The organism is Micromonospora sp. SL1-18 (assembly GCF_047921505.1).
Classification (GTDB): domain Bacteria; phylum Actinomycetota; class Actinomycetes; order Mycobacteriales; family Micromonosporaceae; genus Micromonospora.
This window is the reverse complement of sequence record NZ_JBLROA010000002.1, coordinates 91753-104944: the sequence shown is the minus strand read 5'-3', so window position 1 is coordinate 104944 and position 13192 is coordinate 91753. Positions and strand designations below refer to the sequence as shown.

Sequence of the window (13192 nt, the reverse complement as noted above, 5' to 3'; positions counted from 1 at the left end):
CATCAGAGGACCTCCTCCGTGCCGGCCTTGCGCAGGTAGACGAAGACGATCGCGAGGATCGCCGCCATCAGCAGGAACGACAGGGCCGCGCCCTGCGGGTAGTCCAGCCGGACCAGGAACGCCGAGTCGATGACGTTGCCGATCATGTATTGGTTCGGGGTGCCGAGTAGCTGGGCGTTGATGTAGTCACCGGTGGCCGGGATGAAGAAGAGCAGCGTGCCGGCGATCAGCCCGGGCATAGACAGCGGCAGGGTGACCTTCCGGAACGCCCGCAGCGGGCTCGCGTACAGGTCGCTCGCCGCCTCCAGCAGCCGGGGGTCGAGCCGCTCCAGGTTCGCGTAGAGCGGCAGCACCAGGAAGGGCAGGAAGTTGTACGTCAGGCCGAGCACCACCGCGGCCGGGGTGGCCAGCAGCCGGCCGTCCGGCCCGAGCAGGTGCACGTCGCGCAGCAGCGCGACCACCCAGCCGTTGTCCGACAGGATGGTTTTCCAGGCCAGCGTACGGACCAGGAAGCTGGTGAACATCGGCGCGACCACCGCGACCAGCAGCAGGTTCTTCCAGCGGCCGGCCTTCTGCGCGATCGCGTACGCCAGCGGGTAGCCCATCAGCAGGGCCAGCACCAGCGCGATCGCCGAGTAGGCGAACGACCGGACGAACTGCGGCCAGTACGCCTGCAACGCCTCCGGGTAGTTGCCGACGGCCCAGGTCATCGCGTACCCGGTGGAGAGGGATCCGCTCGGGTCGTACAGGCTGGCCGCGGCCAGCTGGAGCAGCGGCAGGGCGAAGAAGATCAACAGCCAGGCCGCGCCGGGCAGCAGCAGCAGGTACGGCAGCAGCCGGGAACGCCCTCGCCGAGCCGCCGGCGGGGCTACCGGCCCCGACGAGGTCGGTACGTGAGCCAACGCGCTCATGATCCGACACCCACCGCCGGCTGGTCGAACAGCGGAGTGGTCTGGTCGTCCTCACCGGACTCGCGGGGCAGCAGGAACGCGTGCCGCGGGTCCCAGTGCGCCACCACCGTGGCGCCGACCGGCACCTGGCCGCCGAGGCCGCTGTTGGCCGAAAAGGCGGACAGCTCGCTGCCCCACGGCGTCTTCACCAGGTACTGCGTGCTCACCCCGACGTAGGAGGCGTCGGTCACCACGCCGCCGATGTGCTGGTGTCCGGCGGGCACCTCGTCCGGGCGGGCGACCAGGTGCAGCTTCTCGGGGCGTACCCCGAGGAAGCCCGGCCCCCGCTCGACGCGGGCCCGCGCGGCGGGCACCGAGAAGCGCGTACCGTGCGCGGTGACCAGCACGTCGTCCCCGCTGGCCCCGGCGGCCTCGCCGGCGAGCAGGTTGGACTGGCCGAGGAAGTTCGCCACGAACGCGGTCGCCGGGTACTCGTAGAGCTCGGCGGGGGCGCCGAGCTGCTCGATCCGGCCGGCGTTCATCACCGCGACCGTGTCGGCCATGGTCATGGCCTCCTCCTGGTCGTGGGTGACGTGCACGAAGGTGATGCCGACCTCGGTCTGGATCCGCTTCAGCTCGATCTGCATCTGCCGGCGCAGCTTGAGGTCGAGCGCACCGAGCGGCTCGTCCAGCAGCAGCACCTGCGGGTGATTGATCAGCGCGCGGGCCAGCGCGACCCGCTGCTGCTGGCCGCCGGAGAGCTGGGCGGGCTTGCGGCGGCCGTACCCTTCGAGCTGCACCAGCGCGAGCATCTGCTCGACCTGCTCGGTGACCTTGCGGATGCCGCGCCGCCGCAGCCCGAACGCCACGTTCTCGTGGATGTCGAGGTGCGGGAAGAGCGCATAGCTCTGGAACACGGTGTTCACCGGCCGCTTGTACGGCCGCAGCCCGGCGATGTCCCGGTCACCGAGCAGCACCTGCCCGCTGGTCGGCTCCTCCAGCCCAGCGATCATCCGCAGCGTGGTGGTCTTACCGCAGCCCGACGCCCCGAGCAGGGCGAAGAACGAGCCCTGCGGGATGGTCAGGCTGAGGTCGTCCACCGCGGTGAACACGCCGAACCGCTTGGTCAGGTTGGCCAGACGCAGATCGCCGGCCGGTGTCTCGTGTCCCATCGTCCTCACGCCCCGATGACCTTCTGGAACTTGGCCTCGTACTCCCGTTCCTGTTTCTCGGTCAGGGCCATGAAGCCCTTGGTCTTCGACAGCATGTCCTCGTCGGGGAAGATGAGCGGGTTCTTGGCCAGGTCCGGATCGATCTTCTCCATCTCGGCCTGCGCGCCCTTCACCGGGCACATGTAGTTGACGTAGGCGGCCATCTTCGCGGCCACCGCCGGCTCGTAGTAGTAGTTGATCAGCTTTTCGGCGTTCGCCTTGTGGGTGGCCTTGTTCGGCACCAGCATGTTGTCCGACCAGAGCATCGCGCCGGACTCGGGCATCACGAACTTGATGTCCTTGTTGTTGAAGCCGAGCTGGATCACGTCGCCGGACCAGCAGATGCAGGCGGCGATGTCACCCTTGTTGAGGTCCTGCGAGTAGTCGTTGCCGGTGAACTTGCGGATCTGCCCAGAGTTGACGGCCCGCTCCAGCTTGGCCAGCGCGTCGTCGAACTGGGCGGTGGTGAAGTTCGAGGGGTCGGAGCCGTTGGACTGGAGCAGCAGGCCCATGGTGTCCCGCATCTCGGACAGCGCGGTCACCTTGCCCTTGAGGTCCGACCGTTTGAGCAGCTCGTCGACCGTCCGGATCTCCTTGGTCACCTTGGCGTTGTACGCGAGCGAGGAGAGGCCGGACTGCCACGGGGCGGAGAACTGGCGTTCCGAGTCGAAGGACACGTTGCGCAGCGTGGGCAGGAGGTTGGCCTCGACGTTGGGCAGCTTCGACTTGTCCAGCTTCTGGAGCCAGCCGAGGCGGACCATCCGAGCCGCCATCCAGTCGGTGAGGACCATGAGGTCTCGCCCGGTCGGCTGGCAGGCGGCGAGCTGGTTCTGCACCTTGCCGAAGAACTCGTTGTTGTCGTTGATGTCCTCGTTGTAGGTGACCTGGATGCCGGTCCTGGCGATGAAGTCGTCGATGGTGGGCCGCTTCGACTCGTCCTTCTCGTCGAGGTCGATGTATTGCGGCCAATTCGAGAAGGCCAGCTTCTTCTCCGTGGCGGACAGGTCATCGCTCTTGCAGTTGGTCTGCTGAGCGCCCTTGGTGCCGCAGCCGCCGAGGGCACCCGCCGTGGCGAGCAGCGCGGCCGAGCCGAGGGTGCCGGTGAGCAGACCACGCCGGGTGAGGGGCCGAAGGGGACTACGCATGTGACGACTCCTATGGGGGGCATCGTCGGCGGCGCGACAAGGGGGCGCGCCAACGGGAGGGTCAATGGCGATGGACGACTGATCCTGACATGAGGTGACCTCCCTTACAAGGGATTCCGTTGCGGGAATAGCCATGGACCACGAAATACGCCAGACTGCGGCGGGCACTACGCTCAGCGCGAGGCATTCGGACATGGGGAGCGCACGATGGCCAACCGGCAGATTGAGCACAGCAACGGTGCGCGCCGCGTCACCGTGCGTGAAGGTGCCAGTCACATACTGCTCGATGACGTCGCCAAGCAGATCATCGAACAGCTCCAGGAGGACGGCCGGCGCCCGTACGCGACCATCGGCAAGGCGGTCGGCCTGTCGGAGGCGGCGGTCCGGCAGCGGGTGCAGCGGCTGCTCGACGCCGGAGTCATGCAGATCGTCGCGGTGACCGATCCGCTCCAGCTCGGCTTCCCCCGCCAGGCCATGATCGGCCTGCGTACCGACGGGGACCTGGAGGCCGTGGCCGACCGACTCGCCGATCTGGAGGAGATCGACTACGTGGTGATCACGGCTGGCTCGTTCGACCTCCTGGCCGAGGTGGTCTGCCGCAACGACGAGCACCTGCTGGAGATCCTCCAGAAGCTGCGCGCCGTCCCCGGCGTGCTGGCGACCGAGGCGTTCGTCTACCTCAAGCTGCGCAAGCAGACCTACAGCTGGGGCACGGCCTGACGGCCACTGGAGCCGGCTGGCCACGGGCCAGGCGGCCATGATCAACACGGCGTGCGGCAACCTATGGTCTCCCCGACGTCCAACAGCACGACTTGCCGCATCTCGCGCACGGCCCAGCCGCCAGGCGGGCAGGGCAGGGCCGGGCAAGGGTCCGAACCACCACAGCCACCCCGACGAGGGCTCTGCGGAATCCGTTGCGGTTGCAAACTCTGTTCGCTGAATCCGTTGTCTCAGGCGGCAAGGACTTGCGTTATCAGCACTGGCTGTGGCATAACCGTGGGCAGAGCGGCCGGTGTAACCCCTGACCGGCCCGAAACCCGATGGGGCTGACATGGCCAACGCAACCGACCACCTCTGGATGCACTTCACCCGGATGGCCAGCTACTCCGCAGGCGAGGTACCGACGATCGTGCGCGGCGAAGGCGCGTACGTCTGGGACTCGCAGGGCCGCCGCTACCTGGACGGACTCGCCGGGCTCTTCGTCGTCAACGCCGGCCACGGCCGGTCCGAACTCGCCGAGGCGGCCGCCAAGCAGGCCGCCGAGCTGGCCTACTTCCCGCTGTGGTCGTACGCCCACCCGAAGGCCGTCGAACTGGCCGAGAAGGTCGCCTCGCTGACCCCCGGCGACCTGAACCGGGTCTTCTTCACCACCGGCGGCTCGGAGGCCGTCGAGGCGGCGTGGAAGCTGGCCCGGGCCTACTTCAAGCACACCGGCCAACCGAACAAGCACAAGGTGGTCAGCCGCTACATCGCCTACCACGGCACCTCGATGGGCGCGCTGTCGATCACCGGCCTGCCCGGCATCAAGAGCGACTTCGAGCCGCTGGTGCCGGGCGGCATCAAGGTGCCGAACACCAACTTCTACCGGGCCCCGGAGCACGGCGACGACCCGGAGGCGTTCGGCCGCTGGGCCGCCGAGGAGATCGGCCGCGCCATCGAGCGGGAGGGGCCGGACACCGTCGCCGCGGTCTTCCTGGAGCCGGTGCAGAACTCCGGCGGCTGCTTCCCGCCGCCGCCCGGCTACTTCCAGCGGGTCCGGGAGATCTGCGACGCGTACGACGTGCTGCTCGTCTCTGACGAGGTGATCTGCTCGTGGGGCCGGCTCGGCGAGTACTTCGGCGCCGCCCGGTACGGCTACCAGCCCGACATCATCACCACCGCCAAGGGCATCACCTCCGGGTACGCCCCGCTCGGCGCGATGATCGCCAGCGAGCGGCTGATGGAGCCGTTCCTCACCGAGACCGGCATGTTCGCCCACGGGGTGACGTTCGGCGGCCACCCGGTCTCCTGCGCGGTGGCCCTGGCCAACCTGGAGGTCTTCGCCCGCGAGGACCTGGTCGGGCACGTCCGGGCCAACGAGGCGGCGTTCCGGTCCACCCTGGAGAAGCTCAACGACCTGCCGATCGTCGGCGACGTCCGGGGCGACGGCTACTTCTACGGCATCGAGCTGGTCAAGGACAAGACGACCCGGGAGACCTTCGACGAGGCCGAGTCGGAGCGGCTGCTGCGCGGTTACCTCTCCACCGCGCTCTTCCAGTCCGGGCTCTACTGCCGCGCCGACGACCGGGGCGACCCTGTCGTGCAGCTCGCCCCGCCGCTGATCGCCGATCAGCAGCAGTTCGACGAGATCGAGCAGATCCTGCGTGCCGTGCTGACCGAGGCATGGGCACGACTCTGAGCGGCGGCTCAGGTTCGGGCGGGGCCGGGACTCGCGACGGCGAGGACCGACCCCGACCCGTCGCCCCGGCCGCCGGCCAGGACGGTGGCCACCGGGCCGGCAGCGCCGACGGTGTCGCGGACATCGGCGGCACCGACCGGACCCGGGTACGCCGGCTGCCCGACCTCGCCGTCCACGACCGGGCGGCCCTGCACGCCGTCCTCGACGCCGGCCGGGTCGCCCATCTCGCCATCGCCGACGGCGTCCAGCCGTACGCGCTGCCCGTCGCGTACGCCCGGGACGGGGAGCGGGTGCTGGTGCACGGCTCCACCGGCAGCCGCCTCTTCCGCCACCTCGCCGCCGGCGCCCCGGCCTGCCTGACCGTCACCCTGCTCGACGGTCTCGTGCTGGCCCGCAGCGCCTTCGAGTCCTCGATGAACTACCGGTGTGCCATGGTCCTCGGGAGCCTCGCCGTGCTGCACGGCGACGAGAAGCTGGCCGCCCTGGAACGGCTCTCCGAGCACCTGCTGCCCGCACGCTGGGCGCAGATCCGGCCGCCCTCGCCGAAGGAACTGGCCGCCACGCTGGTACTCGCCCTGCCGCTGGTCGATTGCTCGGTGAAGATCAGCGCCGGGCCGCCCGACGACCCCGAGGACGACCTCGACCGGCCGGTCTGGGCCGGCGTGGTGCCGGTCGTGGAACACTACGGCATCCCGCAGCCCGATCCGCGGCTGCGTCACGACCTTCCCCCACCGGAGTGGTGATGCGCTACCAGGACCTGTCGTACTGGCTGTCCAGCGTGGACGAGCCACTCACGCCGCGCCCCGGGCTGGCCGGCGACACCGACGCGGACGTGGCGATCGTCGGCGCCGGCTACACCGGCCTGTGGACGGCGTACTACCTGGCGGTGGCCGACCCGTCGTTGCGGATCGTCGTACTGGAGAAGGAGATCGCCGGGTATGGCGCGTCCGGCCGCAACGGCGGCTGGTGCTCGGCGCTGCTCCCCACCTCGCTGCCCGCGCTGACCCGGCGACACGGCCGGGACCGGGCCCTGGACATGCAGCGGGCCATGCACGACACCGTCCGCGAGGTGGGCCGCGTGATCGCCGCCGAGGGGATCGACTGCGACTGGCGGCCCGGCGGGACGGTGGTGCTGGCCCGTAGCGACGTCCAGCTCGGCCGGGCCCGGGCCGCCGTGGCCGAGGCCCGGGAGTACGGCCTGGCGGACGAGGACCTGGTGCTGCTGGACGCCGCCGAGGCCGCCGCCCGCTGCCACGCCGAGGGGGTACGCGGTGCCACGTACACCCCGCACTGCGCCGCGGTGCACCCGGCGAAGCTGGTCCGCGGGCTCGCCGGGGCGGTGGAACGCCGGGGCGTACGGATCTTCGAGCGGACCCCGGTCACGGCAGTGCGCCCTGGGACTGCGGTAACCCCCGCCGGGGTGGTCCGCGCCCCGGTGGTGGTCCGGGCGACGGAGGGCTTCACCTCCGCGCTGCCCGGCCAGCGGCGCACCGTCGCGCCGGTCTACTCGCTCATGGTCGCCACCGAGCCGCTGCCCGAGGCGACCTGGGCGAAGATCGGGCTGGCCGAGCGGGAGACGTTCTCCGACTACCGGCACGTCATCATCTACGGCCAGCGCACCGCCGACGGTCGCCTCGCCTTCGGCGGCCGGGGCGCGCCCTACCACTTCGGCTCCCGGGTCCGCCCCGACTACGACCGGGAACCTCGGGTCTTCGCCGCGCTGCGGCGCGTGCTCGGTGAACTGTTCCCGGCGCTCGGGTCGGAGGTGCCGGTGAGCCACACCTGGGGCGGTCCGCTCGGCGTGGCCCGCGACTGGACCGCCTCGGTGGGGCTGGACCGGACGACCGGTCTCGGCTGGGCCGGCGGCTACGTCGGCGACGGCGTCGGCAGCAGCAACCTGGCTGGCCGTACGCTGGCCGACCTGATCCGGGGCGAGGCGAGCGACCTGACCGCGCTCCCCTGGGTCAACCACCGCTCCCCCCGGTGGGAGCCCGAGCCGCTGCGCTGGCTGGCCGTGAACGCCGGCCTGAGGATCATGTTCTCCGCCGACGAGGCCGAGCTCCGCACCGGTCGCCCCTCCCGCCGCGCCGCCGCCTTCTCCCGCCTCCTCGGCCACTGACCGCCCTCCACCCGGCCCTCCCCAGCGGTGTTGGTCAAGGGGAGCAGGGGTGGGGTCAGTGGGTGGGGGGGATTACGCGGAGGTGGCCTCGGCGGCCGGTCTGCTGGGGGTGCTGAGGGGCTACCTGGCCGTCCTCCGGGGGGCGGGGCGGTGCGGGGCGGGCGGCCTCGCGGACCGCCTCGGCCAGGGCCACCAGGTCGTCGGTGGTGGGCGGCGGCGGCTCGAACTCGCCCTCGTGCCGCACCACGTCCCAGCCGCGCGGCGCGGTCAGGCTGCGGGCGTGCGGCTCGCAGAGGTCGTACGTGTGCGGCTCGGCGAAAGCCGCCAGCGGACCCACCACAGCCGTGGACTCGTTGTAGACATAGGTCAATGTGGCGACCGCTTGCCGGGGGCAGCCGTTACGGGAGCAGCGCCGTGGTGACCTCACGGCGGCAGGGTATCTCCAATACCGGGTTCGGCGCACCGCTTCGCGTTGCGACACGCCCGTCTTGGTGATCACAATTCGTCCGATCGGATCACTGGCGCGCCGCACCAGCGGCGCAACGGCGGGCGGCCGGGTGACGGGGACTACCCTGTGCGTCATGACGAGCCCGGAACACCGCCGCCCCGGCTCCGGCCGGCGCACCCATCGCGACCGCCACGGGCGGGGGCTGCGGGGGCGGTTGGTGCCGGCCACGGTACCGCTGGCCCGGACCAAGGCCGAGGTCTTCGACGACCTGGTGCTGGACACGGTCGAGACCCTCGAACGGCGCTTCGCCAAGGAGCTGGCGGGCGTCGAGTTCGCCGTCGAGGACGTCCCACCGGACCTGAACGTCTACGACTCGGACGTGCTGGAGGACGGTGAGGTGCCGCTCGCCCGGCTGTTGCCGGGGCGCCCGGGCCGGCAGGAGGTGCCACCGCGGATCGTGCTCTACCGGCGGCCGCTGGAGTTCCGTGCCATGGACCGCGAGGATCTCGCGGATCTCGTGCACGACGTGATCATCGAGCAGGTGGCGAACCTGCTCGGGGTCGATCCCGACGAGCTGGCCTGAGCCGGCCGCCGTCGCCGGTCCCGGCCGGCCCCCGCCGGCCGGGCTGCCGGCCCGAGCCCCGGGCGGCCCCCACCGCCCCGGCCCGGTACGCGTCAGGCGGCGACCCGCCGCTTCAGCTTGCGCCGCTCCCGCTCGGAGAGCCCACCCCAGATTCCGAACCGCTCGTCGTGCCCGAGGGCGTATTCCAGACACTCCGTCTTGACTTCACACCGCGAGCAGATCCGCTTCGCCTCGCGCGTCGAGCCGCCCTTCTCGGGAAAAAACGCCTCCGGGTCGGTCTGCGAGCAGAGTGCCCGCTCCTGCCACTCCGGCGCGTTTCCGAGCAGGTCGGCCACTTCGAGCTGGCCGTCCATCAATTGCCTCCTTGTCGCGCACCGGCGTCATCGCCGCTGCAACCCCCCACGCGAAAGGCGTGCTTGTCCGTCCGGTCACAATTTGTTGCGTTCCGAGCGAACAACCCCATTCAAATTACACGCGTGTAATACATGCGTCGTCAAGCCAAACTTGATAATGGAGTCGCCCTCCCGACACGTTCCGAGCCTCGCAACCTGCCCTATCGATTCAGACCCCGGACGGGTAACGCTCCTTCCGGCGAGTTGCCCGACTTTTCTGCCGTGGCGCACCCGCGCGGACACCGCCGGCGGCCCCCCGGTGGAGGCTCCGGTGGGCCGTACCCGGGCGGCCGTCGCGACACCGTCCAAGATCAGCATTGTGGTGGGGGAAAGGTTAACGCGCCCGACGCCGTACCGCCCGCCGAGCCGGTGAACGCCGACCGCGCTCCGTCCACATGCGAATCTCGAACCGGACGTGGTCGCCGAACCCGGAGAAGTACGGCGGGGAAGACTCGACGCTACGCGCCGAGGTGGCCGTACGCGGTGGTCCGTTTGCGGGCCGGTCGGCCCGCCGCCGCGGCGATCGCCCGCAGCTGCTCCTCCGTCCGGGCCGAGCCGTTGCCCGAGCCGGCCATCCGGGAGATCGTCTCCTCCATCAACGTGCCACCCAGGTCGTTGCAGCCACTCTGGAGCATCGCCACGGTGCCCTCGTCGCCGAGCTTCACCCAGGAGCACTGGATGTTGTCGATCCGGCCGTGCAGCAGCAGTCGAGCCATCGCGTGCACCGCCCGGTTCTCCCGCCAGGCCGGCCCGGGTCGGGCGATCCCGGCGAGGTAGATCGGCGCGTTGGTGTGCACGAACGGCAGTGCCACAAACTCGGTGAAGCCGCCGGTGCGGTCCTGCACGCCGGCCAGCACCCGGAAGTGGGCGAGCCACTGACCGGGGTGGTCGACGTGGCCGTACATCATTGTGGAGCTGGACCGGATGCCCAGCTCGTGTGCCGTGGTCACCACCTCGACCCAGGCGGCGGCCGGCAGTTTGCCCTTGGTGAGCACCCAGCGCACCTCGTCGTCGAGGATCTCCGCGGCGGTGCCGGGGATGGTGTCCAGGCCGGCCTCGCGGAGCTGGAGCAGCCACTCCTTCACCGGCACGCCGGCCTTCGCCGCGGCGGTGACAATCTCCATTGGGGAGAACGCGTGCACGTGCATGCCCGGCACCCGAGCCTTGATCGCCCGGACCAGGTCGGCGTAGCCGGTGACCGGCAGCTTCGGGTCGATGCCGCCCTGGAGGCAGACCTCGCTCGCCCCGGCCGCCCACGCCTCCTCGGCCCGGTCGGCCACCTGCTCCACCGAGAGCCGGTACGCGTCGGCGTCGCTCTCCCGCTGAGCGAAGGCGCAGAACCGGCAGCCGACGTAACAGACGTTGCTGAAATTGATGTTGCGGTTGACCACGTAGGTGACGTCGTCGCCGACCGCGTCCCGGCGGACGTCGTCGGCGATCCGGCACAGCTGGTCCAGCGCGGGCCCGTCGGCGCCGAACAGCGCCAGCGCCGCGTCGGTGTGCCCGGGCTCCAGCAGCGCCGCCGGGTCGTCCGCGGCCAGCCGCAGCCCGGTTGCCAGGTCACCGGCCCCGACCGGTACGCCCCCGGCGGTCAGCTTGCCGGCGACCTCGGCCCAGTCGCCGTAGACGCTGTCGAAGTCGCCGCGCCGGTCCCCGGTCCGGCCAGTGGTGTCGATGGTGGCGTGCAGGTCGGTACGCCCGCCGAAGACCTCCTCCGGCTCCTGCCAGGGGCGGCCGACCGGGCGGGCCTCCTCGACCGCGAGCCCGGTCGCCGGGTCGGCGAGGGCGGTGACGTGCGGCAGCAGGCGCGGGTCCAGCCACGGGTCACCCGCCAGGACGTACTCGGGGTAGATGGTCAGCCGCTCGCGCAGGGTGAAGCCGGCCCGTGCGGTGTGCCGGGCCAGCTCGTCCAGCTGCGGCCACGGACGCTCCGGGTTGACGTGGTCCGGGGTGACCGGCGAGACCCCGCCCCAGTCGTCGATGCCGGCGCGCAGCAGCAGGTCGTACTCGCCCTCGATGAGGTTCGGCGGGGCCTGGATCCGGGCCTTCGGCCCGAGCAGCACCCGGGCCACCGCCACCGTGGCGGCCAGGTCGTGCAGCTCGGCATCGGGCATGCCGCGCATCGCAGTGTCCGGCTTGGCACGGAAGTTCTGCACGATCACCTCCTGGAGGTGGCCGTACTCCCGGTCGGCGCGGCGGATCGCGAAGAGCGCGTCGGCCCGCTCGGCCAGGGTCTCCCCGATGCCGATGAGGATGCCGGTGGTGAACGGCACCCCGACCCGGCCGGCGTCGTCGAGCACCCGGAGTCGGACGGCCGGCTCCTTGTCCGGCGAGCCGTGGTGCGGACCGCCGGACTCCGACCAGAGCCGGGTCGCCGTGGTCTCCAGCATCATGCCCATGCTCGGCGCGACCGGCTTGAGCCGCTGCAGCTCCGACCAGGACAGCACGCCGGGGTTGAGGTGCGGCAGCAGGCCCGTCTCCTCCAGCACCGCGACCGCGCAGGCCCGCAGGTAGTCGAGGGTGGAGTCGTAGCCGCGCTCGTCCAGCCACCGCCGGGCCGCCGGCCAGCGCTCCTCCGGCCGGTCGCCGAGGGTGAACAACGCCTCCTTGCAGCCCTGCGCCGCGCCCTCCCGGGCGATCGCGAGGACCTCGTCCCGGTCCAGGTACGCGGCCGGGACCCGGTGCGGCACGGTGGCGAAGGTGCAGTAGTGGCAGCGGTCCCGGCAGAGCCGGGTCAGTGGGATGAAGACCTTCTTCGAGAAGGTGACGACTCCCGGGCGGCCGGCCTCCCGCAGCCCGGCGTCGCGTACCTCACCGGCGATCCGGAGCAGCTCGTCGAGCGCGGCCCCGCGCGCCGTCAGCAGGGCGCTCGCCTCGTCGGCGTCCAGCGCCCGGCCGGTCGCGGCCCGGCGCAGGGCCCGCCGCACGCTCGCCTCGCTCGGCACGGACTCGCTGAGATCAACCACCCGTCCACCCTAAGCGCTGCCCACCCCGAGGCACGCCGGGGCGCGGATTCACGGAAAGGGTGGCCGTCGCCCGGCCGGAGGCCACGCTTCGGGGAAAGCGTGGCCTCCGGCTGGGGTTCAGCGCGGGTAGTTCGGGTCGTCCCGGTCCAGGCGCTGGGTACGTTCGCTGTCGTCCACGACGGGCTGGGCGGGCTCGACCGGCTGGCGCGGAATGGCCTGCGTCGGGTCGGCCGACGGGGGCTGGCCGAAGGGCGGCGCCGGGTGCGGGGCACCGAACGACTGCGCGGGCTGCGGAGCGTGCGGCGGCGCGGACTGCGGAGCGCCGAACGACGGCGCGGACTGCGGAGCGTGCGGCGGCGCGGGCTGCGGAGCGTGCGGCGGCGCGGTGTTGAACGGCGGCTGGCCGTACTGGCCGTGGGCCGGGTAGCCGCCCTGGCCGGGGTAGGCGCCCGGCTGGCCGGGCGCGGGATAGCCACCCGGCTGCTGCGGCCAGCCCGGCTGCGGCTGCCCGTACACGCCGGGCTGCGGCTTCGGCTTGGGGACGTAGTAGAGGGTGCGCCAGATCCGGTACACGACGAACGCGGCGACCCCGAAGATCGCCAGCCAGGCCGGCCGGATCAGCAGGCCGAGGAACGCGTCCAGCACCTCGCCCTCGGCGAGCCGGCCGACCAGCCAGATCAGGAAGCTCAGCGCGCCGAACAGGCCGGCGAGGGCGTACTCGCCGAGGGCCACCTCGGTGACCAGCTTCGCCCGGGACAGCGCCGGGCGTACGTGGGTGGCGAGCAGGACGGCCAGCACCGGCAGCACGGCCGACTCGACGCCGACGAAGACGAAGAAGGTGCTGCCCGCCCGGGCGCCGAAGGTGCTGTAGGCGTCGGTCGGCACCAGCAGGCGCACCAGGCCGACGAAGAGCAGCACGGCGTTCGCGCCGAGCAGGACGAGCGCGGCCAGTTCGCGCAGTGGCTTGGTCACCTGGCTGGCCTGCGTGGTGTCGCCGGACGTGGGCTCGGCGGGGCTGGTCACGGACTCCCCCTTGGGGA

General features: G+C 71.5%; 12 protein-coding genes. 5 read left to right on the top strand and 7 right to left on the bottom strand.

Annotation, left to right across the window (positions count from 1 at the left end):
• Positions 1-2: 2 nt before the first annotated feature.
• From ACNAW0_RS01485 to ACNAW0_RS01475, 3 genes are read right to left on the bottom strand one after another with little or no spacing between them, the layout of a single operon-like run.
• Entirely contained in the window at positions 3-911 is a 909-nt protein-coding gene (locus ACNAW0_RS01485) for an ABC transporter permease (RefSeq protein ID WP_416285807.1), read from the bottom strand.
• Positions 908-2062, bottom strand: a complete 1155-nt coding sequence (locus tag ACNAW0_RS01480) for an ABC transporter ATP-binding protein (protein ID WP_416285862.1) — start codon at positions 2060-2062, stop codon at positions 908-910. The genes ACNAW0_RS01485 and ACNAW0_RS01480 overlap by 4 nt, the downstream gene beginning before the upstream one ends.
• Before the next feature lie 5 nt (positions 2063-2067).
• Positions 2068-3246 (bottom strand): ABC transporter substrate-binding protein, encoded by a 1179-nt coding sequence (locus ACNAW0_RS01475; protein ID WP_416285806.1) that lies wholly within the window; start codon positions 3244-3246, stop codon positions 2068-2070.
• A gap of 207 nt (positions 3247-3453) precedes the next feature.
• Here ACNAW0_RS01475 and ACNAW0_RS01470 point away from each other — a divergent pair, with 207 nt between their 5' ends.
• From ACNAW0_RS01470 to ACNAW0_RS01455, 4 genes are all read left to right on the top strand, one after another.
• Complete coding sequence (locus tag ACNAW0_RS01470; protein WP_416285805.1) at positions 3454-3966, top strand: Lrp/AsnC family transcriptional regulator; 513 nt, start codon at positions 3454-3456, stop codon at positions 3964-3966.
• Positions 3967-4297: 331 nt separating this feature from the next.
• Positions 4298-5644: an aspartate aminotransferase family protein gene (locus tag ACNAW0_RS01465; RefSeq protein WP_416285804.1), complete on the top strand. Its 1347-nt coding sequence runs from the start codon at positions 4298-4300 to the stop codon at positions 5642-5644.
• Entirely contained in the window at positions 5629-6387 is a 759-nt protein-coding gene (locus ACNAW0_RS01460) for a pyridoxamine 5'-phosphate oxidase family protein (RefSeq protein WP_416285803.1), read from the top strand. The genes ACNAW0_RS01465 and ACNAW0_RS01460 overlap by 16 nt, the downstream gene beginning before the upstream one ends.
• Positions 6387-7763 carry an NAD(P)/FAD-dependent oxidoreductase gene (locus tag ACNAW0_RS01455; protein ID WP_416285802.1) on the top strand — a complete coding sequence of 459 codons (1377 nt, stop codon included), beginning with the start codon at positions 6387-6389 and terminating at the stop codon, positions 7761-7763. The genes ACNAW0_RS01460 and ACNAW0_RS01455 overlap by 1 nt, the downstream gene beginning before the upstream one ends.
• Before the next feature lie 55 nt (positions 7764-7818).
• Here the strand turns inward: ACNAW0_RS01455 and ACNAW0_RS01450 are convergent, their stop codons facing one another.
• Positions 7819-8190, bottom strand: coding sequence for a DUF3499 domain-containing protein (locus ACNAW0_RS01450; RefSeq protein WP_416285801.1), 372 nt, complete (start codon positions 8188-8190; stop codon positions 7819-7821).
• A 154-nt stretch (positions 8191-8344) separates the two neighbouring features.
• On the opposite strand from ACNAW0_RS01450, the gene ACNAW0_RS01445 reads away from it, so the two are divergent.
• Entirely contained in the window at positions 8345-8794 is a 450-nt protein-coding gene (locus ACNAW0_RS01445; protein WP_088963879.1) for a metallopeptidase family protein, read from the top strand.
• A 92-nt stretch (positions 8795-8886) separates the two neighbouring features.
• Here the strand turns inward: ACNAW0_RS01445 and ACNAW0_RS01440 are convergent, their stop codons facing one another.
• From ACNAW0_RS01440 to ACNAW0_RS01430, 3 genes are all read right to left on the bottom strand, one after another.
• Positions 8887-9147: a WhiB family transcriptional regulator gene (locus tag ACNAW0_RS01440; protein WP_013284161.1), complete on the bottom strand. Its 261-nt coding sequence runs from the start codon at positions 9145-9147 to the stop codon at positions 8887-8889.
• 497 nt (positions 9148-9644) lie between these two features.
• Complete coding sequence (locus ACNAW0_RS01435; protein WP_416285800.1) at positions 9645-12152, bottom strand: bifunctional FO biosynthesis protein CofGH; 2508 nt, start codon at positions 12150-12152, stop codon at positions 9645-9647.
• A gap of 117 nt (positions 12153-12269) precedes the next feature.
• A complete protein-coding gene (locus tag ACNAW0_RS01430) occupies positions 12270-13175 on the bottom strand; it encodes a hypothetical protein (RefSeq protein ID WP_416285799.1) in 906 nt (301 codons plus the stop codon).
• Positions 13176-13192 lie beyond the last annotated feature (17 nt).

Bases quoted from the DNA above. Each gene is read 5' to 3' on its own strand.
- ACNAW0_RS01445 (WP_088963879.1), top strand. From the start codon at position 8,345: ATGACGAGCCCGGAACACCGCCGCCCCGGCTCCGGCCGGCGCACCCAT.
- ACNAW0_RS01460 (WP_416285803.1), top strand. From the start codon at position 5,629: ATGGGCACGACTCTGAGCGGCGGCTCAGGTTCGGGCGGGGCCGGGACT.
- ACNAW0_RS01485 (WP_416285807.1), bottom strand. From the start codon at position 911: ATGAGCGCGTTGGCTCACGTACCGACCTCGTCGGGGCCGGTAGCCCCG.
- ACNAW0_RS01465 (WP_416285804.1), top strand. From the start codon at position 4,298: ATGGCCAACGCAACCGACCACCTCTGGATGCACTTCACCCGGATGGCC.
- ACNAW0_RS01480 (WP_416285862.1), bottom strand. From the start codon at position 2,062: ATGGGACACGAGACACCGGCCGGCGATCTGCGTCTGGCCAACCTGACC.
- ACNAW0_RS01440 (WP_013284161.1), bottom strand. From the start codon at position 9,147: ATGGACGGCCAGCTCGAAGTGGCCGACCTGCTCGGAAACGCGCCGGAG.
- ACNAW0_RS01470 (WP_416285805.1), top strand. From the start codon at position 3,454: ATGGCCAACCGGCAGATTGAGCACAGCAACGGTGCGCGCCGCGTCACC.
- ACNAW0_RS01455 (WP_416285802.1), top strand. From the start codon at position 6,387: ATGCGCTACCAGGACCTGTCGTACTGGCTGTCCAGCGTGGACGAGCCA.
- ACNAW0_RS01475 (WP_416285806.1), bottom strand. From the start codon at position 3,246: ATGCGTAGTCCCCTTCGGCCCCTCACCCGGCGTGGTCTGCTCACCGGC.